The sequence below is a fragment of the Shewanella sp. SM73 genome, assembly GCF_025653795.1.
GTDB lineage: Bacteria > Pseudomonadota > Gammaproteobacteria > Enterobacterales > Shewanellaceae > Shewanella > Shewanella oncorhynchi.
This window is the reverse complement of record NZ_JAKKRY010000005.1, coordinates 22,751-48,577: the sequence shown is the minus strand read 5'-3', so window position 1 is coordinate 48,577 and position 25,827 is coordinate 22,751. Positions and strand designations below refer to the sequence as shown.

Sequence of the window (25,827 nt, the reverse complement as noted above, 5' to 3'; positions counted from 1 at the left end):
ATTAACCTCGATTGGTCTCTGGCTGGAAGATTTCAATGTATGCGTCTGAACGCATTTCGTCTAGCCAGTTTTGCAGTTCTTCGTTAAATTTGCGACGGAAGATCAACTGGTGCGCACGGTTGCTATTGAACTGATCTGTGGCGTCGGTTTTTCTGCGTTCTTCTAATTGAGTGATATGCCAACCGTGAGTCGTACGGAATGGCTCACTAATTTGGTCGTTTTTCAAACTATTGAGCGTTTGAGCAAACTCAGGTACGTAAATGCTTGGTTCTGCCCAACCTAATTCACCACCTTTTGTGGCCGAACCAGGATCTTCTGAGTACTGACGCGCTAGGTCTTCAAACTTAGCTTCACCTGAGCGGATTTGTTTCAGGAATTGCTCAAGCATGGCTTTAGCGCGGTCTTCTGACAGGATCGGCGATGGCTTGAGCAAAATGTGGCGCGCTCTAACTTCTTCAATTTCTTTGGTTTGTAGGCCGCGAGCATCCATGATCTTAATAATATGGAAACCTGCACCACTCTTAATCGGGCCGATAATGTCACCCATTTTCGCACCGTTAATCACTTCGGCGAACAGAGTTGGCATTTCGTTGATGTTCATATAATCCCAAATACCGCCTTCGAGTGCCTTAGGACCTGAAGAAGAAGCGATAGCGGTACGACGGAAATCCTCACCACTCTTCAAACGTTCTAATACGATATTGGCGCGTTTGCTTGATGCTTCGAGTTGTTCACTGGTGGGGTTATTAGGCACGTCAATCAGGATATGGCCAATTTGGTATTCCACATCTTTCATCCCTTGTTCTTGGATGAGTTTGACTAGGCTAGTAATTTCCTGTGGTGATACTTGAATGCGGCGTTGTACTTGAATACGTTGAATTTCACCTAGAGTGATTTCTTCGCGCAATTGTTCTCGGTATTGGCTGAAACTTAAACCTTCGCTTTCAATTTTTTGTTGCATCTGTGCGACAGACATTTTTTGTTCGCGTGCGATGTTTTCAATCGCTTGGTCTAGTTGTAAGTCTCCAATATTCAGCCCTATACGACTGGCCATTTGCAATTGTAGGCGAGTTAAGATTAAACGCTCAATCACCTGAGTGCGCAGGGCACTGTCAGAAGGTAACGATTGGTTTGCTGCTTTGGCATTCGCTTTAACAGTGTCAATCATGTTAGTGATTTCACTTTCGAGCACTATGCCATCGTTAATTTGGACTGCAACGCGGTCTAGCGGCTGGGGTGCGGCCAATGTAGGTTGGCTGATCGCGAGTGCAAATAAAGCAAAAATCAGATGTTTACTGGGTTTCATCCACAAAATCCTTGGCACGTTCTAAGGTCAGGTTCGACGGCTTAATTGAAATAACTTTACCATTTATATCGAAATTACAGTGAGTTGCCCTAATGTAATTTTTTGGCGACGCATTTGAGTGCAAGGTTAGACCTTAAGATCCGCTTTTATTCGCTTTAGCAAAAGGTGAACGGTAAAGCACTCATTAATCTGTTTGGACTCTGAGTCCTTGTTGAGGTTCAGCAATCTATCACAATTCTTTGCTAATTCCTCAGATAAAGCGGTTTTCTGTAGTTAAACAGGCCGTCATTGAGCATATCGGATACGCCTAATGGGCCAGAACCACCGAGTCCCTTAATGATTAAGTTCAGGTAGATACCACTATCAAACTGCTCACGAGGATCAATTGTGGCAGAACCTATGTTGTCGTCATAGTTGGTTTTAATGCGGTAATGATAACTAAGTCTTACTGCGTAACAGCATGATTCGTACTGGATACCTGTGTAAGTTTCAATACTGCGGCTTTCGTTAAGGTCATAATACCAATTACCAACAAAGTAGAGGTCGTCATTGATTGGCCAAGCGCCACGAACGCCCGCTTGGGAGATGTTCACTGTATCATTGGTATTTGAGTTCAATAAATCTGGGACATAGCGATAGCTAAATTGCAGCAATTTATTCGCTTCAGGTCTGAAATCTAAGGTGACTTCAGATTTTTTATTGTCACTGGTGTTGGTATCGTACTGAATCGCAGCCCCCATATACCAATCATGGGACAAGCGGGTATCTAACTCTGCAGCAAGTACTGAAGTTGATTGATTTGACTCAAAAATACTGTCTTCGTAACCGACTTTACTGTCTTGCAGATAAAAAATTTGTCCTAGACTGAATTTAGTGGCTTCTTGGTTGTGACTATCAAACAGGCGTGTAGTAACACCTAGAGTGACTTGATTTGCATCGGAAATCCTATCCAGACCCGAGAAGCGACGATCACGGAATAGACCAAAGTAGTCGTCCTGTAATTGAGCCGTATCATAAATGCCTATGTTGCGTTGATCTTCGTAGCCGACATAAAGATATTGAAATTGTGGCTCGAGCGTTTGGCGGTAGTTTTGATCGAAAAGCTCAGTAAAACGTTCGAAGTTGATTTGACCATTAATCCGTACCTGCGGGATGGTGCGATTCACTGTGTCGTCAACAACTATGTCTGGATCTTCGTTATGCTGCCAATAATTGGTCTGCATCAACTTAACTTGACTGGTGAGCGAGCCTGAAGGCCCATGTATTGGCAGAGTTACGCTTGGTGACATGTACAAACGAGTCGCCGTATTAACATTGTTGTCCTGATGGGCAAAATTCGTTAGCTCCGAATTGAAACCAAAATCTAAATTGTTCCAAAAATCAGCAGCGCGATAGTTAAAGTTAACCTGAGGCATGACTTGATATGGTTTTTCATCCTCACCCAGTACTTTAATATCTTGTACTCGGGTGCTTAGATCCCAGTTACTTTCGAAGTAGCTGATTTCACCTATGCGTGATAACTGGTTATCGGTTGCACGGTTAACATCTGACTTTAAGTCATTGAAATAGTTGTTATCTGATACATCGGTAAAATTCGCTAATACACGCCAATTTTTGTCGATCGCCCCTTGATGCTGCCAGTTATATAAGTAGCGATTCGGGCTACCATCGATCAATTGGTCATTGCCTAGATATTCTAAATTGACTCGGCCATTTTGGGCCTCACCCGCCAGATAACCAAACTCTGTTTTAGTGAATAAACCACGGTTTGACATATAGCTAGGTGTAAATGTTAAATCGTACTCTGGGGCAATATTCCAATAATAGGGTGCGGAAATTTCGACACCATCAGTAGTACTAGTGCTAAAACTAGGGTAGAGAAAGCCAGATTTACGTTTGTCTGAAACGGGGACTGTCATGTAGGGAATATAGAATACAGGTACACCGCCAATTCTTAGTTTGGCATTCCAAATTTCGCCCCATTCTTCTTCACTGTTGATCTTGATCTTTTCGGCCTCGAGTAGCCAAGACACATTGTCAGGAGGGCAAGTAGTGAAGTTGGTATTCGTTAAAATTAAATTGTTATTGATAGTAATTTGCAGTTTTTCGGCATCACCGTGAACTTGTTGGCCATGGATCCAATATTGTGCGCCTTTAAGGGTGGCACGGTTTGTCCGCATTTGAGCTTGTAAGGATTCGGCTGTAACGGTGAAGTTACTGTCTTGAAAGACTAAATTACCATTGGCATCAAACTGTTCAGTAGCTTGATCTAAAATCGCCTCATCGGCTGCTATGTGCCTATCGCCTTGGCTAAAAACCACATCGCCACGGAAAATCGCCTGCTTCCCCATTTCGGCATTGGTGTTATCAGACGCAATACGAATTTTGTTGAGTTCAGCCGCACTCATCCCTTGGGTTTGAGATACGATACGGGGTACTGGCGGTTCGATTAAGCATTGGGATGCCGAAGCGGTTAGAGAGTCGTCTGCCAGGACTAATTGCGGTAACAGGCTCAGGGCCAGAAGGTATCGGATCTGCATCTTTAGGTCAGTAATTATGATTTCTTATTCTGGACAAGTATGGATGGGGAAAGTTGCAATTGACAAACGCAACATCGCTTAATAAATCTCTCAATTTCTTAGCTGTTTCCAAATTCTATGCCAGCTATAATAAAGCAATTTTTCTTTAAGAGCCATGAAATGACTTTATCCGATCCGAGATTTCTTTCCCTTAATCAGTGGCTGAATGCTTATTTTTCCTGTGAGGTGATGCCTGTGTTGATTTCCGGAGACGCAAGTTTTAGGCGTTACTTTCGGATTTCGATGCCTGATGCTACCTTTATCGCCGCCGATTCACCGCCTCAGTTAGTGCCTATCGCCCCCTTTATTGCCCTGTCGAATGCTTATTCAGCCGTGGGACTGACAGTTCCAAAAGTAATCCACGCCGATGCCGATTTGGGTTTTATGTTGATGAGTGATTTGGGCGATACCCAACTCTTATCTGTATTGACGGTACAAAATGTGGAACGGTTTTACCGTCAGGCGCTCGATTTATTACCGCTAGTGGCCGCTGTGATTGAGTGTAAGAATTTTGATAGCGGTTTAGTACAGGCATTACCTAACTACGATGAAGCCTTTGTGCGCCGTGAATTACACATTTTTACTGAGTGGCTGTTAGGAACACATCTTAATTTGTCTTTGGACGCGGCAGAGTTGCAGTTGCTGAATGATACTTTTGATCGCCTCGTCGGCAATGCGCTATCTCAGCCTAGTGTGGGAATGCATAGGGATTTCCATAGCCGTAATCTTATGCTGCAAGCAGACAAGCTGTGCGTGATTGATTTTCAGGATGCTGTCGTTGGTCCTGTGACTTACGATGCGGTATCACTACTACGCGATTGTTATATTCGTTGGCCACAGCCGTTAGTCGCAGACTTGATGCGGTATCATTATCAGCAAGCATTAGCGCTTGGTTTTATTCCCGCACAGACTCCTTTTGAGCAATATCAAACTTGGTTTGATCTCATGGGCTTACAGCGCCACATTAAGGCGGTGGGGATTTTTGCACGATTAAACTATCGCGATAGTAAACCTGCGTATATGGCGGATATTCCACTGACATTAACGTATATTGTCGACATCTCGCTGCAGTATCCCGAACTCGTGCCATTTGCACACTGGTTAACTCGTCGTGTGTTACCTGCGTTTAGTGTGAGTCAGTCTTCATCTGAGGTTAAGTAATGAAAGCCATGATTTTGGCCGCTGGACGAGGGGAAAGGTTACGGCCGTTAACGGATAGTTTGCCTAAACCTATGGTGCCAGTGTTAGGTAAGTCATTGATTTTTTATCATATTGAAAAACTTGCCGCGATAGGCATAGTCGATATCGTCATCAACCATGCTTGGCTAGGGCATAAGTTAGTTGAAGCACTGGGCGATGGCAGCACTTTTGGGGTGCGCATTCGGTATAGCGCAGAAGAGAGCGCGTTAGAAACCGGCGGCGGCATTAAACGCGCTTTGCCTTTATTGTGTGAGGACGGAAGCGACGAACCTTTTTTAGTGATTAATGGTGATGTGTTTATTGATGATTTACCGCCAATTACGCAACTGGCTGCGGATAGGCTCGCTCACTTATGGTTAGTGCCTAATCCTGAGCAGCATCCAAATGGCGATTTTGCTTTGAATGATCATCAAGTGCAGGAGCGTGGCGATGTTAAGTACACGTTTTCGGGCATGGGCATTTATCACCCTGCGCTATTTCATGACACGCCGCAGGGAGCCTTTGCACTGGGCTCGCTGTTGAGATCGCAAATGGCTCAAGACAGAGTTAGTGGTGCCTTGTTTAATGGATTTTGGTGTGATGTCGGTACCATTGCACGATTGCAAGCGCTTGAACTAAGGTTACAAAGTAACAAGTAAATTTCAGTGCTGGCATATCCATAGGATTAAGCTAGTGCATCAAATACATAATAGAAATCAGGAAATAAGATGCGGCTTTGGGGTAAGTTTTTTGGATTTGTCATTGGCTTTATGTTCGGCCGTATTTTTGGGGCACTGCTAGGTTTGTGGCTCGGTCATCTTTACGATAAGCGTGCGGCATCGGGCGTGGGTTTTCGACAGATTCTAGGGCAGGCTAAGAATCGCCAAGCCATTTTCTTTAATACCACATTTGCAGTAATGGGGCATGTGGCTAAAGCATCAGGACATGTTACCGAAACCGATATTCGCATTGCGACCTTATTAATGGATCAAATGCGTTTAACGGGAGAAGCCCGTAAAGAGGCGCAACAGGCATTTCGTGAGGGTAAATCGGCGGATTTTGATTTGCGCAGCAGCTTACAAGCTTTCCGTGTTATTACGATGGGACGCAAAGAGTTAGTGCAGATGTTCATCGAAATCCAGATCCAAACGGCACTGTCTGATGGTGAATTGGATCCTGCTGAGCACGCTATCTTGATGACGATTGCTCAAGAGTTAGGTTATGGCCGAGCGCAGTTAGATGAATTACTTAAACGCTGGCAGGCGGAGTTTCGTTTCCATCAAACATCGAGTGGCAATAAAACATCGATTACTGATGCCTACAGTTTACTTGGCATTACGAACGAAGCTAGCGACCAAGAAGTTAAACGGGCTTACCGTAAATTGATGAATGAACATCATCCCGATAAGTTAGTGGCGAAAGGGTTGCCACCGGAAATGATGGAGCTAGCTAATCGTAAGGCTCAGGATATTCAAGCAGCCTATGACAGAGTCAAGTCTGAGCGCGGTATGCGTTAGCCTTGATTAAATTGGTTTTTGTAAAAGATAAGGAATTCATTATGAAAAACACTTACCGTTTGTTGCTGTTGGCGAGTTTGTTACCTGTGGCTATGTCTACGCAGGCCGAGGTATTTATCGCTCCTTTTGGTGGTTATAGTCTGGGGGGCGGTCAATTTGATGTGAATCAATATGAGGTCAACACAGATCAAACGGGTAATAAGGCCGATGTGAAGGTCGAGGAGTCGAGCCATTACGGTTTGATGGTGGGTATTGGTACGAATGATCCCGGTAATATTTATCTTTTATATAGTCATCAAGCCTCTGAACTGAAAAGTGGCGGCTTGTTTACGCCAGACTTTCTTACCTCGTTAGATTTAGATTATATCCATTTGGGTGGCACTTTATATTTCCCCCGTGGCGATATCCAGCCCTATGTCACCGCCAGCGCGGGGATCACCCGCATGCTGCCTAGCGGTTGGTCGAGCGAAACGCGTTTCTCCATGGGAATTGGTGGCGGGGTAGAGTATCAAGTGACGCCACACTTTGGCCTGTTTGCGGATATTCGGGGTTATGCGACGTTTATCAACAGTGACACTTCGCTGTTTTGCAATGAAGATGATTGCCTATGGCACATTACGTCGGATGTGATGTGGCAGGCTCAGGCTAACCTTGGGCTCAAAGTCAGTTTTTAGATCTAACGCATCGTCTTAAAAGGAGATTTAGTGGCATGAAAATAGTCGTACTTGATGGTGAAACTTTAAATCCTGGCGATCTCAGCTGGCAATCCTTAAATGAATTAGGCGAGTTTGCGTGTTTTTCCCGCACAAGTGGCGCTGATATTGTCGCGCGAGCCCAAGGTGCTGAAGTCATTCTCACCAATAAAACGCCCTTGAATGCAAAGACGCTAGCGCAACTTCCTAGTCTCAAATACATAGGCGTATTGGCCACGGGCACGAACGTTGTCGATATCGCGGCAGCTAAAGCGCAAGGTATAGTGGTCACTAATGTGCCCGCTTATGCGCCTGATGCCGTTGCGCAAATGGTGTTTGCCCATATTCTGCATCACACCCAAGCCGTGGCCGCCCATCATCAAGCTGTGGTCGATGGCCAGTGGGTGAACTGCCAAGATTTTTGTTTTACTTTAATGCCGTTGCAATCTTTAAAAGGCAAGACTTTAGGCTTAATAGGTTATGGTGATATCGGTCAGCAGGTGGGAACGCTCGCCCTCGCATTCGGGATGAAAGTTCTTGTCAATACTCGCTCAATCATCAAGGGTTTACCCCAAGGTGTGACGTGGGCGCAACGTGATACTGTGCTTAGCGAATCAGATATTATTTCGCTCCATTGTCCGCTTACTCCAGAAACTGAGCAATGTATCAATCAACAAACCCTCGCCTTGATGAAGCCTAATGCGTTGCTGATTAATACAGCGCGCGGTGGATTAATTGATGAAGCCGCGCTTGCTGCAGCGCTTTTGCAAAACCGCTTATTTGCAGGTGTTGATGTGTTATCGACTGAGCCGCCCACTGCAGATAATCCCTTGCTGCATGCGCCTAATATCAGCATCAGCCCCCATAATGCGTGGGCGACGAAGGAAGCAAGGCAAAGCCTACTCAATATCGCAGTGGCGAATTTGAACGGATATTTGAAGGGGGAAGTGATTAACTGCGTGAACAAGTAAAGCGGTATGCGTCTTCCTCTCTTTCATCATATCGACGTTGAGAGAGAAAGACGTAAATGGTTATTTATTATTGAGTTTTTCTTCTACGTATCCACCACACACCCAATAAGCCTGTGAGGGCTAATACGCTAAATACGACGGGCTTTTTCAGCTTGTGGTACAGGGCGTTCCATTCTGCCATTTCATTCGCCTGCGCTCGTTTTACTGCACTGTCAAAATCGGGCGCTTCACACTGCAAACCAAAGTTCTCGGCCCAAGGCACAAAGGGGCCGTTGGCGACGTATTTTTTGTAGTAACGCAGGGCAAGTTCTTGATCTCGATACAATACCCAACCTGTGGCTTGGCAGAGTAGCGCTGCATAGGCTTGGCTGTTGTGGGGTACATGATCCGATGCCTTGTTGGCTAGTTCTGCTGCCGTGTAGCGATAATGGAAGCGTTTATCGGGAATTGCTTGGCTGGCGCTGATCCGCAGTTGTTCTTTCTCAGCCAGTTTGCTCGGCTCATTCCAATCACTTAGATCGAACACACCTTGGTAAATAGTGTAATCCGGGGCTAATTCAAATCCTAAGAGTTCCATGCCTTGGTGGCGGGCAAGTTCGGCAACAGCCCAATAGGCTTTCGCGCTATCAATGCCTTTTGTTTTTTTCGCTGCATTCAGCTCTGTGCCGTAGGCAAGGGCGCTGGCATTCAGTTTAGGATTAGGGAAGTAAACCGGTGCTTCAGCTATTGCGCCTTCGCGTAATAGCCTGCGACCTAGCAAGTAGCGCAAGCGGTTGTTAATTGGCTCAATATTATCGTACCAGTCGCTGTCTTTAGGGTATTCAAAGGCGATAAATGGCACATGTTCGTCGACAAATAACTTAAGTTCAGCCGTGGTGAGTACGCGCTCCGCCACATAGGCGATGTCTTGCCAGTACTCATCACCGCTGGCGAGTAAGTGATTGAGCGCATCGACATATTCGCCACGCTCTAGTGACAACACCCCTTGCTCGGCACGAATACGGCAGTAAGTGGCTGTATCTTCATCGGCATTAATGGCTTGTTGCTGAGTTTCTTTAGCGTCAACTGTGGCCGAGATCTTATTGAGTTGCTCAGGGAAGTGACGCGCTGCCTGAGCATAGGCCTTGGCCGCTTCTGCTTGATCGCCCTTTTGTAGCATTAATTTTGCGTTGAGCCACCAAGTGAGGCCGCTCGGTTTCGCTAGCGTTAATAGGCGCTCAGCACTGGCATAATCCCCTAACTGGTAATAAATCGCCGCTAATTTATCGCCATGGTTGAGCTGTAAGCCATCGGTTGGAAATACTTTAAGGAGCTCAGCAACCTTTAATCCCATTTCTGAAAGCTGGCCATTATAGGCAAATTCATTAGTGCTGCTTTGCCAATAGGCAATCAATAACTGCTGCACGCTCGCCTGTTGCAGTAGCGGCTTAAGTTCAGCAATCTCTTTACCCATTAAAGTGCGGCTTAACATCAATAAGGAATCATAACCGCCGCTATCGCCCTGTACCGATTGCGTGGCATAGAGCTCAATAGCTTTATTCAGTGCATCAGGGGTGAGAGTCATTTGCAGCTCTGACTCAGTTTCACCTGCCCCTTGATTGGTCAATTGCGGGAGCGGCTGGCCTTGGCGTAGCAGGATATAGGCTTGCTCACCTAAGCTCGCTAAACTCAAACGCAGGGGATCGGCGGCGCCTTGTGCGACTTCGGTTTGTAATTGTGTCAGGTAAGCATTGGCACGATTAAAATGTTCAGGATCAGCCGAAGTCTTGCTTAAGATAAGCTCAATACGCGACAGCGAATAGAGTGCCCACAGGCTACGAGATGCGCGTTCACTTTGTGGTAATTTAATGATTTTGCTGAAATAGTTACTCGCCCTCTCATAATCTTTTGCTTCAAACGCTACGGCACCTAAGGTGTACCAAGTTAGTGCTTGTGGTAGATCTTTGTCTAACTTAGCGGCCATTTGCTCGGCTTCAATGGGGCCCGTTGCATCCCGCAGGGTGTTTACTAAGGCCAAATGGGCGTCACTTAACTCGCTGTTTTCAAAGGCGCGAGTTTGTGAAAGATAACGGCTATGCACTTCATCCCACAGATATTCCTGTGCAGCGGGTGCATCTTGATACTGCCAAGGCAAAGGTTTTGCGAGGGCGGTGAGCTGCTGGCTGAAAGAGGTTTGCGGTAAATAACTGAGATTGCTCTGCCTATCATGAGTGAGTTGCAAAGGAAAATCGGGGCCGCAGGCCAATAGCATAGGGGAAAATAAGCTTAAACAAATGAGCGTGGTCTTTTTAAGCATAAAAGCCCGATTGGGTGTTGCCATGGTAAACGATAGTTTTGGCTTATGGCGCATAAATTCCCTGTAAATATAATGACTCACAACGTGCCCAGCCTATCACTTTTTGGCCGCCAGGGTTGAGCATGTGTGTTTGAATGTCTCTGTTTGATTGCGGCATAGGCATGATTGCAGTGCGTGAAACTGTTTTGGTTGGTGTCAACGCTGCTGTATTCTCAGCTCGCCATTGCCACGTTACCAGCCCATCTTTTTGTATTACGCTATAGCCATTTTGCGCATCATACCCGCTGCAAGCTTGTCCCGCTAGCGACAAAATAGGAGGAATTTCACCTGCAATATTACCGTGATTCATTAAGCTCAGTTGAAATAGCTGTGGCCTGTGGATTTCCAGATTTTTTGGCTTATTTTCAGCGGCTAATATCGTTTGGGTTGTGGCCTTGTTATCGCTTGAGATCACTAATTCAATCTTAGCGGCAAGTTCACCTTGCTGTGCAACGGCGATTAAGGTGTTGAGTGGCCAAACCCTTTTATCCCCTTCCAGCGGCAGCCGAAACCAGATAATGCCTCTGAGTTTGGCATCTTTTTGAGTGTGTAGTTTTTGCACAAAGGCTTGTAATACTAGAGGATCGGCCATCAGTTCCTGTACTACATTGGCTGATTGGAGTTGATCGCGCAGCGGTGTTTCACTTTCAACTTTATAACCTGAAGCAGTACTGATGACCGCCGAACCATAGGCGGGGAGCGCAATAAGGTAAGGCACAGTGTTGATATTTGAGAGTTGCTGCACCCACTGCCAACCTTGAGTCGCATCGAATAGTCCGAGGCGTGGATCGCTTACGCTGTGAATTTGTAGCACGAGTTCATCAATACTGGTGAGTAACACGGGAAAATCGGCGCTACTGAGCCAAGCGGGCAGTGCAGTAATGCTGAGTTTGAGTTCTGTGGGTAACTGCGCTTTAAGCTTTTTAAGAAAATCCCGATAGGCTGGCAGTTTACTGTTGGCACTGTCGTGGTCGATTTCAACACCTGTGATGTGCGTGCCTTTTGCCTGCCAATTTGCTAGTACTTTTTTGATTTTATTAATAACTTGTTCATCATTTAAATGCACGAACTGACCATCTAAGCGAATCACGGCAATTTTTGGCCTAGGATCTGCCTGCAACCAAGCATGATTGACCGCAACTTCAAACCAAATGTCTGCGCCATTGGTTTTGGGATGTGCTTGCAGCGCTAAAATACGTAATCCTTGGAATGCACCTTGGCTTTGCACTAATGCCGTTTGATTGGCGGGGCGCCATTGGCGCTGCCAGATATAGACTTCCTGCGTGAGTGGCGCTCGAAGCGTTGTTGCTTCTGTAGCGGCTTTTACTGCGACACTGGTATTTGGGCTAGCCGTGGTTTCATTAGCGTTCGATGCTGGCTGACAGGCGCTCATAAATACGGCGGCGCTCAACAAAGCAAATAAGAACCATTGATTTTGGCTTATGTTTTTAACCAGATTGCCTATGCCCATACTACCGCTGTCGATTCCGTTTTGAGTGAGACATTACTATGCCTGAAAAATGCCACTTATACATCGCGGTCAAACTTCTGATAATGCCCACTAAGCTTGGTTTTCCTTTTGGTGCCTTGTTAATCAATATCAGAACTCAGATCTCAAAAATCAGGATCGACTTGAAAGCGCATCTGTTCACGGGTGACGGGATGTTGAAGCATCAATAAATCGGCATGCAGATGCAGGCGATTGGCGCGAGTACCATAAAGATCATCACCTACAATGGGCGTATTTAGCCCTTCTGAGTGGGCGCAGTGAACTCTGAGTTGATGGGTTCGGCCCGTTTTTGGGGATAGATATACGCGGGCTGTACGTGCCATTTCATCGATATGGCTTAATTCCCAATAGGTTTGGGCCGCTTTGCCAAACTCATGGCAAACGAGTTGTCTCGGTCTATCGTCTAAATCGCCACGTAGGGGTAAAGAGATTTGTCCCGCTGCCGGCTTATCTGCCATTGCTGTAGGGATCCCTGCTAAAAGTGCCACATAACGTTTAGTCACTGTGCGCTGGATAAATTGTTTTTGCAGTTGTTTATGGGCGTCTTTTGTCAATGCGATCACCATTAATCCCGAGGTCGACATATCGAGCCTGTGGACGATAAGTGGCCCAGTGGCATTGGGAAACGTTTGCCGCATGCGCGAATACACTGAGTCTTCAATCTCTTTGCCGGGCACTGATAAAAACTCGGCGGGTTTGTTCACAATCGCCATCGCCTCGTCTTGGTAGAGGATGCTTAAGGTTTTGCCTTCGGCGGGGTTCGTCAGCAGCGGATTATCATCGACAACAAGCCCTTCGAGCATATGCCCCAAGATAGGTTGGCATTTACGCAGACAGGCAGGATAAAACTGCTTATGTTGGCGAATTTCTGATTTTGGCGGCGCCCCCCACCAAAATTCGGCAATCGCCAATGGTTTAAGACCGTGTTTAAAGGCGTAATGTAGCAACTTCGGGGCGGCACATTCCCCTGAGCCTGCGGGCGGTGTTAACTCAACCGTCCCGTTAAATATGCCGTTAAGGCTTTTTTCTGCGCCGCGAATATTCAAAAAACGATACTGCTCAAACAGCTTTTGCTGCAGCGCCGCCGAGAGCTGTTTACGCTGTAGTCTTAACGCGTCACGCTTATCAGTGAGCAGAGTTAACGCTTGGCTGATGGCATGGATACGTTCATCCCAATAGCGTTTAATATCTCTTAACTGATTCTTTTCGTTAATGCTTTCTTGGCTGAGTTTAGCTTCGATTGCAGTATTTTCACCTAAAGTCTCATCAGTCGGATTGGCAGCCCATTGCACTGCGAGTTGATTGCGCTGCGTCTTGCGGGATTGACGGCCGTCGATCATCACTTGCCTGTGGGCGGCAAGCTTGGCTTGTGCTTGTGCTTGCTCAGCGTTGAGTTCGTTCGATAGCCGAGGAATATCGGGGTGATTTTCTACTGCAAGTAGCTGCTCGTTAATTTGGTTGATTTGCAGATTTTCGGCGTGGAAAAAATTGTCCTTAGCCAGCATATCAAACACAGGTGGAACGAAGCGTGGCCAATGGTTCTGCTCAGCTAACTTGCCCGAAAATGCCGACAAATAGCCCACATCTCCCTGCGGATCTTGCACTAAAAGTACACCAAACATTTTACCAATGGCACCGGTTAACTCCCCTGTGAGGCCAAAGTTATGTTGCCAATCGTTTTGAGTCTCAAGGTGGCGTTGTAATTCGTTGGCGGCGATCACGCATAATGGATGCGGTTCGTAATAGAAAGGAAAGGTAAAACGTTGCGGCAGGGCATAGGCATCAATGGCTTGTGTGAAAGAGGTAAAGCAAGAAGGCTGAAGATGCATATTGGGATCTACTGTTGGTTTTACTTATCTGGGTTAATTATCGGAGTTAATTATCTGGGTTAAGCCACTACTTAGGATGAGGGCAAGCAAGAAAGGGCGTTAGTTTACTCTGTCGATTTGGGACTGTCGATTTGGGACTGTCGATTTTGGGCTGTCACTTTTTATTGGTACGGATTTTAGATACGGCTCTGTGTTGAAAAAGGGAAATGGCATTAAAGCGCATTTCCCTTTGATGTGTCGCTTGTACTTAAAGCCAATTTTAAACGGTTAAACCCGCTTAAAAGATGACTTTCACTTTACTGGCGCTATCGAGTGCTTTGCTGATTGCGCTGTCGATATCGATATCACGGGCAAGCGCGACACCTAAACGGCGGCGACCATCAATATCGGGTTTGGCGAATAATCTAAGCTGAGTGTTGACCGCTTCTAATGCCGCACCAATCCCTTGGTAGCGGATATTGCTTGAGGTGCCTTCGGCCAAAATTACCGCTGAGGCACTTGGACCATGCTGATGGATATTGGGAATAGGTAGGCCGAGAATCGCTCTAACATGCAGGGCAAATTCCGATAAATCTTGGCTGATGAGTGTGACTAAGCCTGTGTCATGTGGTCTTGGCGAGACTTCAGAGAAATACACTTCATTGCCTTTAACAAACAGTTCTACGCCAAATAGTCCATAACCGCCAAGGGCTTCGACGACTTTGCTCGCAATCGCTTGGGATTTTGCTAACACTTCATCGGACATGACTTGTGGCTGCCATGACTCGCGATAATCGCCATCTTCTTGCCTGTGGCCAATGGGAGCGCAAAAATGAATGCCGTTGACTGCGCTGATGGTTAACAGGGTGATTTCATAATCGAAGGGAATAAAGCCTTCGACTATCACGCGACCGCCGCCGGCGCGTCCGCCTTCTTGGGCGTATTGCCACGCTTTATGGCTGAGGGCGATATCGCGAATAACGCTTTGGCCTTTGCCCGAGGAACTCATGACTGGCTTCACCACACAGGGAACGCCAATTTCACTAATCGCTTGATTAAATTCGGTTTCGGTATCACAGAAAAAATACGGAGAAGTCGGTAAACCTAAGGTTTCAGCGGCGAGACGACGAATACCTTCCCTGTCCATAGTGAGCTTTGTTGCCCGAGCTGTTGGGATAATATTCACCCCTTCGGCTTCCATGTCCACTAAGGTTTGGGTGGCGATGGCTTCAATTTCTGGGATGACTAAGTGCGGTTTTTCTAACTCGATAACCGCACGCAGGGCGTTGGCATCGAGCATATTGATCACATGGGAGCGATGCGCGACTTGCATGGCGGGGGCGTTGGCGTAACGGTCAACGCCAATCACTTCAACGCCTAAGCGTTGCAGTTCAATGGCCACTTCTTTGCCAAGTTCACCGCAGCCGAGCAACATGGCGCGTCGTGCGCCCTCAGTGTAGGGAGTGCCTATCATGTGTGGGTACCTTTGAGATTGTAGGGATGATGAGTTTTATGCTTGCGTTCTATGTCGCAATGATGTGGCTAGTTTAGCCTGAACAGGCTTTAGGGTCATGGAGTAAATCGACAAGTGTGTCCCGGATCACTGGGGCAAAAACGAAACCGCATATCTTTGGCTAATATTGGGGATAAGGTTGAGATGAAACTCAAATGTTAATGTTCTGTTGATGGCATGTTTTGTGACCATCCACTAATCTTTGGGATGGAATACATATTATTAATACAAGGAGATGCTGATGTTCTTAGATTACTTTGCGTTAGGTATTTTGTTTTTTGTCATCATTATTATGTTTTATGGCGTCATTGCCATTCATGATATCCCCTATGAAATAGCCAAAAAACGTAATCATCCCCAGCAAGATGCATTGCATATTGCCGGGTGGGTGAGTCTATTCACCCTACATGCAATTTGGCCATTTTTATGGATCTGGGCGACTTTATACCGTGAAGATCGCGGTTGGGGGTTCAATACTGTAATGAAGCGAGAATTAGTTTTAGAGGAGGATGTGAATTCATTGCGCGAGACGGTCAGAGGGCTTCAGACTCGGCTTGAACAGTTAGAGCAAATAACTCCCATGAATATAGCGCCTGCTGTGGATGCGATAAAAACAGACAAAGTTGAGGTATAACATGGATTTATTACTCATACTCACCTATGCGGCCGTGTGTATTGCTATCTTTAAAGTCTTTAAAATTCCGATGAATAAATGGACTGTTCCTACTGCAGTGCTGGGTGGAGTGTTCATTATTGGTACCTTATTGCTCGTGATGAATTACAACCATCCTTATTCTCGTTTTGCCCGTGAATATTTTGTCACTATCCCTATCACACCCGCAGTAAAAGGCTTAGTGACTTCGGTGGAAGTGCAGCCTAATGTGCCTGTTAAACAAGGGGATGTGTTATTTCGTCTCGATCCTATTCCCTTCGAGGCCGTTGTTAAACGTAAACGCGCTGCTTTGATGGAAGCAGAGCTCCAAGTGCCACAACTCGCCGCGGCGTGGGAGTCGGCTAAGGCTAATGTAGAGCGCGCTAGGGCCGATAAAGACCGTAATAAATCTGCCTTCGAGCGTTATGAGTTAGGCCGCAAGAAAGGGGGCGCGAATTCGCCTTTTACTGAACTAGAACTCGATAATAGGCGTCAATTGTACTTAGCCTCAGAGGCACAACTGACCGTCGCGAATGCTGAAGAACTGCGTGTCAGGCTGGCCTATGAATCTAATATTGATGGTGTTAATACCAAAGTGGCTGGCTTGCAAGCTGATTTAGCCAGTGCACTCTACGATTTAGAACAGACAGTCGTGCGGGCACCTGCAGATGGTGTGGTAACGCAAATGGCACTTCGTGCGGGAGCGATGGCAGTGCCTTTACCATTACGTCCAGTAATGAGCTTTATTCCCGACGAGCAACGCTACTTTGCGGGGGCATTCTGGCAAAACTCGTTAATGCGTTTGCAGGAAGGTGATGAAGCTGAAGTGATATTGGATGCCGCTCCAGGACAAATCTTTAAGGGAAAAGTGGCGAAAATATTACCCGCTATGGCTGAAGGTGAAGTTCAAATGGGCGGCGCGCTGCAGTCATCGGCTCGTTTATTTCAAAATGGTCGCGTGATTGTGCTGATTGATATCGAAGATGATGCTATCCGTAAGCAATTTCCTGCGGGTGTTTCTGGGCAGGTTGCAATTTATACTGAACATTTCCATCATGTCGCTGTGATGCGTAAAGTATTGCTGAGGATGCAAGGTTGGCTGAATTACTTGTTTTTTGATGGACATTAACCCTTAATCGGTTAACTTTTGTCTGTTGTATTAAGTCCAGTTCGCTGGACTTTTTTGTGACACATTTTTGGGTGAATAAAAAGGAATTTGAAAGCATGCAAGATATTCACGATTTAACCTCAGTGCTGCGCTCCAATACGCCAATTGTAGTGATTGAAACCTATGAAGAATATCGCGTGGTTGAGCTGCTTAAGCGGGTCGCCAGTGTGCTTTATCAACCTGTGTTTACATGGAGTATCACCCAAGGTCTGGCACGGGTCGATAAGCCCTTGGCGGCGCAAAAGTTTAATAGCGAACCTACAGATTTGCTCGGGCAAATTAAATCAACCTCGCAGCAGGGAATTTATGTGCTGTGCGACTTCCATCCCTTTGTGATTGATGCACCTAAGAATGTCCGTTTGCTTAAAGAAATCGCCCTTGAGTACGAGACGCTGCAACACACATTAGTGCTGGTGAGCCATGCCTTTGAAATTCCGCCTGAAATCAAACGTTATTGCGCTTATTTTCACTTAACTTTGCCAAGTACAGTGCAATTGCAAAATCTGATTTATCTTGAAGTTGATAAAATTCGTCACCAAGGTACGCCGCTACAGGTCGATGATGATGCTGTGGTCAAATTAGCCGATAATCTGCGGGGCGTGACTTTAGACGATGCCCGTCGTCTCGTACGCAAAGCCATAGTCAATGACGGTGCTATTACCTTGTCAGATATCGACGCCATCAATAAAGCCAAGTTTCAGCTACTCGATCTTAATGGTGTGCTGCAATTTGAATACGACACCAGTGATTTTTCACAGGTCGCAGGACTACATAATCTTAAAAAATGGCTCAAGCAGCGCTCGCCCATAGTGGCTGTCAGCGCCATTGACCAAGGCGGCCAGCCGACTCCAGTTCAGCACGTCAAAGCGCTCGATGCGCCCAAGGGGATTTTACTGCTGGGCGTTCAGGGCAGTGGTAAGAGCCTCGCGGCTAAGGCGGTTGCGGGCGTTTGGCAACGACCTTTGCTTAGGCTCGATATGGCAGCCTTATATAACAAATACATAGGCGAAACCGAGAAGAACCTGCGTAATGCACTGGATCTGGCTGACATGATGTCGCCCTGTGTGCTTTGGATAGATGAAATTGAAAAAGGCTTAAGCGGGAGTAGCAGCGATGAGGGCACCTCGACGCGGATACTCGGCACCTTACTCACTTGGATGGCGGAGCGTAAATCTGAAGTGTTTGTGGTGGCTACCGCTAATGATATTCAAGCTCTGCCGCCAGAGTTGATGCGAAAGGGCAGGATGGATGAAATCTTTTTTGTCGATTTACCCGACGAAGCTATACGCAAAGCCATCTTCTTAATCCACTGTAAGCGCCGTGGAATCGATGTAGCGAGCTTAGATCTCGCCCAGTTATCGGCGCGTAGCCAAGGATTTTCCGGCGCCGAAATCGAACAAGCAGTTATTGCTGCCATGTATACCGCAAGAAGTGTCGAGTGCAGTGTCGACCAAGTGTTATTACTTGAAGAACTTAGTAAGACACGGCCTTTATCTGTGGTCATGAGCGATAAAATCAATGCGCTACGACAATGGGCTGCAGGCCGAACCGTGAATGCCCATGAGTAAGATTTTTGCTTAGTACCATGAGTGCTAACTAGCATTTTTAAACGCTATATTGGCTTAGTTATTTTCGAGATTCCCAAGGTACTGTTATGAATGATGAGTCGTTTTACTGGATATTAGTGATACAAGGATAAAAGATTGAAAAGTATATATGAACTGATTGATATCGAAGACTCTGGCATAAAAGTAGTCAATGAAATGGTTGCTGGTGCTGAGCATTGTGTAGAGATACTGCCGCCTTCAAAGGATCGGGTTGAAGTACTTGAATCCCTTCAGGTATCGACTCGTTCGGTATTAGGGGCTATTGCCTACGAAACCGGTGGGATTTTGATCGACAATGGATGGATTCGATTTTTCGGCTCTGGACATGAAAGATTGTCTAGAAACCTTACTGATTGGAATAGAAGTGCACATTATCTTTTAGTGGCGAATGACGTAGTTGGTGGATTTTTTGCTATCAACGGCGGCGGTTTAGGTGCAGACGTTGGGAATATATACTATTGGTCGCCAGACTCAATTCATTGGGAAGGATTAGAAATCGGGTTCACAGATTTTTTTCAATGGTCAGCTACAAAGAGAATCAATGAGTTTTATGCGAGTTTAGGTAAAGAGCGCTTTCAAAAAAACTATTCACAGATAGCTACAGATAAATGCCTGAGCTTTTATCCATTTTTATGGGCGAAAGAAGGTTCTATTGAAATAAGCAGCGTGAAAGTGGTGTCAGTTGATGAAATGTATAGGCTGAAATTGGAATTATTAACCTCGGTTAGTTAATTCGTTTACCCGCTGATTTTATGGGTACTTCTGCAATAATTATTTGTTATAAACATCTAATGTATTGATTGTTAGATGTAAATCTGCTTATCAGCTCTATTGATTCAACATGGATGGGCTGTATATGCCATCCATGATTAATCACTTCTTCGGAGGGGACAGCACCAAGATCTAGCTGACGTTTTTGGCGGTATCTTGGGCTTTCTCGTTACCGCTTGCATCAAAAATCAAAGCTGTCGCTATCACCAAAAGCTGTCGCGGCAATGCCTAATGAGTGCTTTAGTGTTGGCGTGACAATATCTCTCTAAATGGTTTGAATCTTAGCGGTATCCGCTCCCTGTGGTACCGCTATTCCTATCATGATGACATTAGATATCAAAGGCGAGACTGCCCGGAGTCAGGAATGGCCAACTTAGACGCGTCGGTGAACTCTCACCCTGCGCACCAAAGAAGTAAGCTGTTCTTGGGGTGGCGTAAACTACACTGCCTTTTTGCAACCCGAGTTCCTGCAGATTATGGTGGGTGAATTTGGCTTCCCACAGCTCTTCGCTATGCCAGCCGTGTGGGGCTAATTCCAATCTAACTTCGGCGCCAATGGGGGTCATGGCGACAATATTGAACGGCAAATTGGCCTGACTATTGGGCTTATTTGACAGCGCTAATTCGTGACTGCGTACATAGAGAACACCATCTTGCTGCAGTGTTTGCTGTTCTGGAGGTGTTAAAAATGCTTGACCATTTTCCCAACGTTTTTGTTGCCAACTGGCTTCAAAGACATTGACGTTACCAAGAAAATCAAACACAAAGCGACTATTGGGGTGCGAGTATAGCTCAGCAGGTGTATTAATCTGCTCTATATGACCATTGCTCATCACTACCACTCTATCTGAGAGCTCAAGCGCCTCATCCTGATCGTGGGTCACAAACACGCTGGTGAATTTCAATTCATCATGCAGGCTGCGTAGCCAGCGGCGTAGTTCTTTACGCACTTTAGCATCTAAGGCGCCAAAGGGTTCATCCAGTAGCAAGACTTCTGGCTGGGTCGCCAGTGCGCGGGCCAATGCTATTCGCTGTTTTTGTCCTCCCGAGAGTTGTTCAGGATAGCGCTGTGCGAGGTGGCCTAGTTGTACTGTTTCTAGCAGCTGTGTCACTCGCTTATGAATTTCTGCCGCCGAAGGTCTTTGTTTTTTCGGCATGACTTCGAGTCCAAAGGCGACGTTATCGGCGACCGTCATATGGCGAAACAGCGCGTAGTTTTGAAACACAAAACCCACGCGTCTTTCACGCACATGCACTTGGGTGACATCTCGGTTGCCGAATTGAATTTGGCCGCTATCGGCTCCTTCAAGACCGGCAATAATCCGCAGCAGTGTGGTTTTGCCTGAACCTGATGGTCCCAGCAGACCAATCATTTCCCCTTCTTGAATATCGAGATTAAGTGGGGAAAGCGCCTGAAATTGGCCAAATTTCTTGGAAATATTAGTAAGACGAATACTCATAGTTGGCTCTGCTCTTTATTGTCATTGGCGGTTAAACTGCGTTGTTGCCGCCATTCCACTACGGCTTTTAACATTAGGGTAAATAGGGCGATCAGGGCCAGTAATGACGCGCTCGCGAAGGCGGCTTCGGCCTGATAATCTTCGTACAATAATTGCACATGTAAAGGTAAGGTATTGGTTTCGCCACGAATGTTGCCAGACACGACAGCAACGGCACCAAATTCGCCCACGGCTCTGGCATTGGTGAGGATCACACCGTAAATCAGTGCCCATTTGATGTTGGGCAGGGTCACGCGGCGAAAGAGTTGCCACCATGACGCTCCAAGGATCACTGCGGCTTCTTCTTCCGATGCGCCCTGTTGTTGCATCAATGGGATCAGTTCTCTGGCCACAAAGGGGCAAGTGACAAAAATGGTCACTAATAGTATTCCTGGCCAAGCAAACATGATCTGCAGATCGTGCTCATATAGCCATTCGCCCAGCCAGCCACTGTTGCCATAGAGCAGCAAATAGAGCAAACCTGCGACGACAGGGGAGACCGCAAATGGAATATCAATTAGCGTGATCAGTAACTTGCGACCGGGGAATTCAAAACGAGTCACGCTCCACGCCAGCATGATTCCGAACACTAAATTGATCGGTACTGTGAGTGCTGCCACCATCAGTGTTAAACCAATCGCATGCAGCGAATCCGGTTGAGTTAGGTGCCCAATATAACGCTCCCAACCTCCGACAAACGCCTGCTGAAAAATACTCACCAACGGCAATAGCAACAATAGCAAGCCCAAGAGCACGGCGAGGGTAATAAGGCTCCATTTGATCAGGGGCGCTTCACCGACTCTTAAGGGTTTAAATGAGTTCATATTTGCTCCTTATCGTCCATGAATGCGGCGCAGATAACGCGCCTGCCACAGGTTTATCAGCAGTAATAGCAGTAACGAGGTCATCAGAACCACTGAGGCAATGGCGCTGGCACCTGCAAAATCAAATTCTTGCAGGCGGACAAAGATCATTAACGAAGTGATTTCACTGATATAAGGCATATTGCCAGCGATAAAGATCACTGCACCAAACTCACCCAGACTGCGGGTAAAAGACAGTGCCGTTCCAATCATTAATGCTGGCCAAAGAGAGGGCAAAATAACCCGCCAGAATACCGAACGATCCGAGGCGCCAAGCGTCATTCCCGCTTCTTCTTCCTCGTGGGATAACTCTTCGAGAACGGGTTGTACTGTACGAACCACAAAGGGAATACTGGTGAAAATCATCGCGACCACTATGCCTAGCGGGGTGTAGGCGACTTTTATGCCCCATTCAGCTAATAGACTACCGATTTGGCCGTTTTCCGCATAAAGGGTGGCTAAGGTGATACCGGCAACGGCGGTCGGCAAGGCAAAGGGTAAATCTACCAAGGCATCTAAAATGCGTTTGCCGGGAAATTCATAACGCACGAGTACCCATGCGAGTAATAATCCGAAAAGGCAGTTAAATAATGATGCCGCGAGCGCCGATAGTATGGTGACTCGGTAACTGGCAACCACTCTGGGATCGGCAATCACGCCCCAGTATTCGGACCAGCTCATTGAACTGGTCTGCATGATTAGGCCTGTGGTCGGCAATAATAGGATTAGGCTGACAAACAGTAGGGACACGCCTAAGCTGATGGTAAAACCGGGAAGAACCCGCTTATGGCGTAAACGCCCGTTATTAAAAATCACAGAATAATCACCCGATCAGGTTAATTGCGTTAAACCAATACTATTTATACGGTTCGCTCGTTGTTGGCTCAAGCCATTTGTTGGATGCAATCTTTACGGCTAACACTGATTGATAAATGCCAATTAGCGATAAACCCGAGACTTTGCTCGGGTTCAATGTTGATATCTTACTACATTAAGGACGATATCAGCGCTTTAATAGCTCATCGAGTTTTGCACCGTTAGCAAACTGCGTTTTCATGGCATTATCCCAACCACCGATGATTTGCTCAACAGTCAGCAGGTCAACGGTAGGGAACTGCTTAGCAAACTCAGCTTTTACCTTTTCGTTGTGTACACGATAGCTGAATCCTGCCAGTAGACGTTGTGCTTCTTCGCTGTAGAGATAATTCAAATACTCAGTTGCGAGTTCCTGTGTACCGTTACGCTTAGCATTTTTCTCAACTACAGCGACGGGGAACTCTGCCAGAATCGAGGTTTTTGGTACAACTACTTGGTAATCGTCCGTACCATACTGCTGGCGGATATTGTTCACTTCCGATTCAAAGGTAATTAATACATCACCGATCCCACGTTCAACAAAGGAGGTGGTCGCACCGCGGCCGCCAGTATCAAATACTGCGACATTACCGAGGAATTTTTTCAGGAATTGATCCAGTTTAGCCTGATTATCCTTACCATAGTTTTTCTGAGCATAACCTAATGCGGCTAAATAAGTGTAGCGAGCATTACCAGAGGTTTTTGGGTTAGGAAAGACCAGTTTAACGTCATCTCTCGCTAAATCGCCCCAGTCGCTGATCTGCTTTGGGTTACCTTTGCGTACCAAAAATGCAATGGTGGAATAGTAAGGTGAACTGGCGTTAGGCAGTAATTGTTGCCAATTTTCAGGGATCAATTTACCGCGGTCATGGAGGACCTGAACGTCTGTTACTTGGTTAAACGTCACCACATCTGCGGGTAATCCCTGCAGAATAGAGCGTGCCTGTGCAGATGATCCTGCATGGGATTGTTTAATTTCGACGGTTTTACCTGTTTTCTCTTCCCAATGTTTGGCAAAAACGGGGTTGTAGGCATTGAATAATTCCCGTGCGATATCATAAGAGGAATTAAGCAGGGTTTGATCTGCGGCAGTCACATTGAGTGAGGTTCCCAGAATGAGGGTTCCTAGCAGGGCCTTTATCAATTTTACGGACATTTTTAACTCCTTAATCTGGCAATTTTGTCAGCGTTATGGCACCTAGAGTAATAGAATTAATTATTTATAAAAAGCCAGTTGAATAGAACTTTTTTGAATAACTATGAGCGATTTATTTTATGTTATAAGCAGTATTCACCGTGTTTGTCAGTGGTAACCGACTTAGAATAGGCTATCGCTTAGTTGTTTTTATCAAGTAAAGGATAATCCTAGTGTCTGACTTTCCGACAATTGAAGCCTGCATCGGGCAAACTCCGCTGGTTCGCTTGCAGCGGCTTAACTGTGGTACTTCCACTGTACTATTAAAATTGGAAGGCAATAACCCCGCGGGTTCAGTAAAAGATCGTCCTGCACTCAATATGATTATTCAGGCCGAACTTCGCCAAGAAATAAGCCCTGGTGATACGCTTATTGAGGCAACGAGTGGCAATACTGGGATTGCGCTGGCGATGGCGGCGGCAATCAAAGGATACAAGATGATCCTGATTATGCCGAATAATTCGACTCAGGAGCGTAAGGATGCGATGCAAGCCTATGGCGCAGAACTCATGCTAGTGGATAACATGGAGACTGCGCGGGATTTGGCGCTGCAGTTACAAAGCGAAGGCAAAGGTAAGGTGCTGGATCAATTTAATAACCAAGATAACGCTAATGCCCATTTCCTCACGACAGGCCCTGAGATCTGGCAACAGAGTCTAGGCAAAATTACCCACTTTGTGTCAAGTATGGGGACGACAGGTACCATAATGGGTGTGTCAAAATACCTTAAAAGTTGTAATCCCGACATCACTATCGTCGGCCTTCAACCCGCCGATGGCAGTGCTATTCCAGGGATTCGGCGTTGGCCGCAGGCATATTTGCCTGGGATTTTTGATGCTTCTTGGGTTGATTTAGTTATGGATATTGAAGAGCAAGATGCAAAAGCCATGGCGAGAACTTTAGCGCGAGAGGAAGGGATTTGTGCAGGAGTCAGTTCGGGCGGTGCCGTGTTTGCTGCGCTGGAGATTGCTAAACAATATCCGGGTTCTGTGGTCGTGGCGATTGTCTGTGATAGGGGCGATCGTTACCTTTCGTCAGGGCTTTTTTCCTGAGTCCTAGATTTTTACTTTAAGCATATTGAGCGATATGAATATTTGATGGGTGAAAATGGGCGAGATACGCCCATTTTTACCCTTTAAAACGTGATCATTTTTTCGGTGGGAATTGCGCCAAAATTCGGTTGACGGCTTTGGCGGTATCTTGGGCTTTCTCGTTACCGCCTGCATCGAAATCATAGCTGTCGCTGCCACGCCAAATAAGAGCTTTGGTCTTAGGATCGACAATATCTATCTGAATGGTTTGAATTTTAGCGGTATCACTCCCCAGCGGCACGCCAACACTGGTGCCTATTCCAATCCCGCCCGAATTTCCGAATGTGCCTGTGCCTAATCCAATGGATAGCCCTGAATCTTTGGGCTTATCTTGGGTGAGTAAGGCGTAGGCGACGTTAAAGTCGGGCGACGCTGTATTTTCTACAAACCCTTTTTGAGTCAATTGGTTGTTAATTTCTACTTGAATACGCTGGGCGCTTAACGGGTCATCCGTCGGCTGTGGTGTTAACTGGGTAAAGCTGCGTAGTGCGGTGAAGTCGTAATTGAGATCATAATCGTTTTTCGGTTTACTGCTGCAAGCGCTTAATAAGGCAACAGCGACGAGCAGACTGGCAAAGTGACGGTATCCCATGATAGTGCTCCAAGTTGTACAAACTCTGTTCAATGTGCCTTGATTAAGGTTGTTTCTGCAAGTATTTTAGATAAGTGTGTTGTATTTGAATCGCTTTGAATGCAATCCACACGCTTTGTTTTTT

Annotated in this window: 21 protein-coding genes; 10 read left to right on the top strand and 11 right to left on the bottom strand. The window is 46.3% G+C overall.

Annotation, left to right across the window (positions count from 1 at the left end; translation table 11 throughout):
- Nucleotide 1 precedes the first annotated feature (1 nt).
- Complete coding sequence (gene surA, locus L5M51_RS08980) at nt 2–1,306, bottom strand: peptidylprolyl isomerase SurA (RefSeq protein WP_105249993.1); 1,305 nt, start codon at nt 1,304–1,306, stop codon at nt 2–4.
- Nucleotides 1,307–1,548: 242 nt separating this feature from the next.
- Nucleotides 1,549–3,846, bottom strand: a complete 2,298-nt coding sequence (lptD, locus tag L5M51_RS08975) for an LPS assembly protein LptD (RefSeq protein ID WP_263172401.1) — start codon at nt 3,844–3,846, stop codon at nt 1,549–1,551.
- A 159-nt stretch (nt 3,847–4,005) separates the two neighbouring features.
- On the opposite strand from lptD, the gene L5M51_RS08970 reads away from it, so the two are divergent.
- From L5M51_RS08970 to L5M51_RS08950, 5 genes are all read left to right on the top strand, one after another.
- Entirely contained in the window at nt 4,006–5,046 is a 1,041-nt protein-coding gene (locus L5M51_RS08970; protein WP_263172400.1) for an aminoglycoside phosphotransferase family protein, read from the top strand.
- Entirely contained in the window at nt 5,046–5,723 is a 678-nt protein-coding gene (murU, locus tag L5M51_RS08965; protein WP_263172399.1) for an N-acetylmuramate alpha-1-phosphate uridylyltransferase MurU, read from the top strand. The genes L5M51_RS08970 and murU overlap by 1 nt, the downstream gene beginning before the upstream one ends.
- Nucleotides 5,724–5,792: 69 nt before the next feature.
- Nucleotides 5,793–6,581: a co-chaperone DjlA gene (gene djlA / locus L5M51_RS08960; protein WP_113939902.1), complete on the top strand. Its 789-nt coding sequence runs from the start codon at nt 5,793–5,795 to the stop codon at nt 6,579–6,581.
- Nucleotides 6,582–6,622: 41 nt separating this feature from the next.
- Nucleotides 6,623–7,255 (top strand): porin family protein, encoded by a 633-nt coding sequence (locus L5M51_RS08955; protein ID WP_263172398.1) that lies wholly within the window; start codon nt 6,623–6,625, stop codon nt 7,253–7,255.
- Between the two features lie 35 nt (nt 7,256–7,290).
- Complete coding sequence (locus tag L5M51_RS08950) at nt 7,291–8,244, top strand: D-2-hydroxyacid dehydrogenase (protein ID WP_263172396.1); 954 nt, start codon at nt 7,291–7,293, stop codon at nt 8,242–8,244.
- Nucleotides 8,245–8,311: 67 nt separating this feature from the next.
- Here the strand turns inward: L5M51_RS08950 and L5M51_RS08945 are convergent, their stop codons facing one another.
- The 4 genes from L5M51_RS08945 to purT form a co-directional block, all read right to left on the bottom strand.
- On the bottom strand, nt 8,312–10,594 hold the full coding sequence (locus L5M51_RS08945) for a hypothetical protein (RefSeq protein WP_263172394.1): 2,283 nt from the start codon (nt 10,592–10,594) through the stop codon (nt 8,312–8,314).
- Complete coding sequence (locus L5M51_RS08940) at nt 10,584–12,050, bottom strand: DUF3142 domain-containing protein (protein ID WP_263172393.1); 1,467 nt, start codon at nt 12,048–12,050, stop codon at nt 10,584–10,586. Before L5M51_RS08940 ends, L5M51_RS08945 begins: the two co-directional genes overlap by 11 nt.
- A gap of 143 nt (nt 12,051–12,193) precedes the next feature.
- The gene (locus tag L5M51_RS08935) at nt 12,194–13,918 is read right to left on the bottom strand and encodes an RluA family pseudouridine synthase (protein ID WP_263172392.1); all 1,725 of its coding nucleotides are present in this window, start codon (nt 13,916–13,918) and stop codon (nt 12,194–12,196) included.
- 277 nt (nt 13,919–14,195) lie between these two features.
- Nucleotides 14,196–15,371: a formate-dependent phosphoribosylglycinamide formyltransferase gene (gene purT / locus L5M51_RS08930; protein WP_263172391.1), complete on the bottom strand. Its 1,176-nt coding sequence runs from the start codon at nt 15,369–15,371 to the stop codon at nt 14,196–14,198.
- Between the two features lie 280 nt (nt 15,372–15,651).
- Here purT and L5M51_RS08925 point away from each other — a divergent pair, with 280 nt between their 5' ends.
- The 4 genes from L5M51_RS08925 (at nt 15,652) to L5M51_RS08910 (ending at nt 19,569) form a co-directional block, all read left to right on the top strand.
- On the top strand, nt 15,652–16,044 hold the full coding sequence (locus L5M51_RS08925; protein ID WP_028759246.1) for a DUF3302 domain-containing protein: 393 nt from the start codon (nt 15,652–15,654) through the stop codon (nt 16,042–16,044).
- A gap of 1 nt (nt 16,045) precedes the next feature.
- Nucleotides 16,046–17,191: an HlyD family secretion protein gene (locus L5M51_RS08920; RefSeq protein WP_105249984.1), complete on the top strand. Its 1,146-nt coding sequence runs from the start codon at nt 16,046–16,048 to the stop codon at nt 17,189–17,191.
- A gap of 95 nt (nt 17,192–17,286) precedes the next feature.
- Nucleotides 17,287–18,798: an AAA family ATPase gene (locus tag L5M51_RS08915; RefSeq protein ID WP_263172388.1), complete on the top strand. Its 1,512-nt coding sequence runs from the start codon at nt 17,287–17,289 to the stop codon at nt 18,796–18,798.
- 135 nt (nt 18,799–18,933) lie between these two features.
- The gene (locus L5M51_RS08910) at nt 18,934–19,569 is read left to right on the top strand and encodes a DUF2625 domain-containing protein (protein ID WP_263172386.1); all 636 of its coding nucleotides are present in this window, start codon (nt 18,934–18,936) and stop codon (nt 19,567–19,569) included.
- Between the two features lie 368 nt (nt 19,570–19,937).
- On the opposite strand, the gene L5M51_RS08905 is transcribed toward L5M51_RS08910, so the two are convergent.
- The 4 genes from L5M51_RS08905 to cysP form a co-directional block, all read right to left on the bottom strand.
- On the bottom strand, nt 19,938–21,068 hold the full coding sequence (locus tag L5M51_RS08905; RefSeq protein ID WP_131523841.1) for a sulfate/molybdate ABC transporter ATP-binding protein: 1,131 nt from the start codon (nt 21,066–21,068) through the stop codon (nt 19,938–19,940).
- Nucleotides 21,065–21,931 carry a sulfate ABC transporter permease subunit CysW gene (gene cysW, locus L5M51_RS08900; RefSeq protein ID WP_028759251.1) on the bottom strand — a complete coding sequence of 289 codons (867 nt, stop codon included), beginning with the start codon at nt 21,929–21,931 and terminating at the stop codon, nt 21,065–21,067. Before cysW ends, L5M51_RS08905 begins: the two co-directional genes overlap by 4 nt.
- 9 nt (nt 21,932–21,940) lie before the next feature.
- Complete coding sequence (cysT, locus tag L5M51_RS08895; protein ID WP_105249982.1) at nt 21,941–22,786, bottom strand: sulfate/thiosulfate ABC transporter permease CysT; 846 nt, start codon at nt 22,784–22,786, stop codon at nt 21,941–21,943.
- Nucleotides 22,787–22,973: 187 nt separating this feature from the next.
- Nucleotides 22,974–23,981 carry a thiosulfate ABC transporter substrate-binding protein CysP gene (gene cysP, locus L5M51_RS08890; protein ID WP_028759253.1) on the bottom strand — a complete coding sequence of 336 codons (1,008 nt, stop codon included), beginning with the start codon at nt 23,979–23,981 and terminating at the stop codon, nt 22,974–22,976.
- Nucleotides 23,982–24,193: 212 nt separating this feature from the next.
- Between cysP and cysM the strand changes: the two genes are divergently transcribed.
- Entirely contained in the window at nt 24,194–25,072 is an 879-nt protein-coding gene (gene cysM, locus L5M51_RS08885) for a cysteine synthase CysM (RefSeq protein WP_105249981.1), read from the top strand.
- Nucleotides 25,073–25,166: 94 nt separating this feature from the next.
- Here the strand turns inward: cysM and L5M51_RS08880 are convergent, their stop codons facing one another.
- Nucleotides 25,167–25,703, bottom strand: coding sequence for a DUF4136 domain-containing protein (locus tag L5M51_RS08880; RefSeq protein WP_219250280.1), 537 nt, complete (start codon nt 25,701–25,703; stop codon nt 25,167–25,169).
- Between the last annotated feature and the right edge of the window lie 124 nt (nt 25,704–25,827).

Bases quoted from the DNA above. Each gene is read 5' to 3' on its own strand.
- purT (WP_263172391.1), bottom strand. From the start codon at position 15,371: ATGATAGGCACTCCCTACACTGAGGGCGCACGACGCGCCATGTTGCTC.
- cysP (WP_028759253.1), bottom strand. From the start codon at position 23,981: ATGTCCGTAAAATTGATAAAGGCCCTGCTAGGAACCCTCATTCTGGGA.
- lptD (WP_263172401.1), bottom strand. From the start codon at position 3,846: ATGCAGATCCGATACCTTCTGGCCCTGAGCCTGTTACCGCAATTAGTC.
- L5M51_RS08955 (WP_263172398.1), top strand. From the start codon at position 6,623: ATGAAAAACACTTACCGTTTGTTGCTGTTGGCGAGTTTGTTACCTGTG.
- L5M51_RS08925 (WP_028759246.1), top strand. From the start codon at position 15,652: ATGTTCTTAGATTACTTTGCGTTAGGTATTTTGTTTTTTGTCATCATT.
- cysW (WP_028759251.1), bottom strand. From the start codon at position 21,931: ATGAACTCATTTAAACCCTTAAGAGTCGGTGAAGCGCCCCTGATCAAA.
- surA (WP_105249993.1), bottom strand. From the start codon at position 1,306: ATGAAACCCAGTAAACATCTGATTTTTGCTTTATTTGCACTCGCGATC.
- L5M51_RS08880 (WP_219250280.1), bottom strand. From the start codon at position 25,703: ATGGGATACCGTCACTTTGCCAGTCTGCTCGTCGCTGTTGCCTTATTA.
- L5M51_RS08950 (WP_263172396.1), top strand. From the start codon at position 7,291: ATGAAAATAGTCGTACTTGATGGTGAAACTTTAAATCCTGGCGATCTC.
- L5M51_RS08970 (WP_263172400.1), top strand. From the start codon at position 4,006: ATGACTTTATCCGATCCGAGATTTCTTTCCCTTAATCAGTGGCTGAAT.
- L5M51_RS08935 (WP_263172392.1), bottom strand. From the start codon at position 13,918: ATGCATCTTCAGCCTTCTTGCTTTACCTCTTTCACACAAGCCATTGAT.
- L5M51_RS08915 (WP_263172388.1), top strand. From the start codon at position 17,287: ATGCAAGATATTCACGATTTAACCTCAGTGCTGCGCTCCAATACGCCA.
- L5M51_RS08905 (WP_131523841.1), bottom strand. From the start codon at position 21,068: ATGAGTATTCGTCTTACTAATATTTCCAAGAAATTTGGCCAATTTCAG.
- djlA (WP_113939902.1), top strand. From the start codon at position 5,793: ATGCGGCTTTGGGGTAAGTTTTTTGGATTTGTCATTGGCTTTATGTTC.
- murU (WP_263172399.1), top strand. From the start codon at position 5,046: ATGAAAGCCATGATTTTGGCCGCTGGACGAGGGGAAAGGTTACGGCCG.
- L5M51_RS08940 (WP_263172393.1), bottom strand. From the start codon at position 12,050: ATGGGCATAGGCAATCTGGTTAAAAACATAAGCCAAAATCAATGGTTC.
- L5M51_RS08945 (WP_263172394.1), bottom strand. From the start codon at position 10,594: ATGCGCCATAAGCCAAAACTATCGTTTACCATGGCAACACCCAATCGG.
- L5M51_RS08920 (WP_105249984.1), top strand. From the start codon at position 16,046: ATGGATTTATTACTCATACTCACCTATGCGGCCGTGTGTATTGCTATC.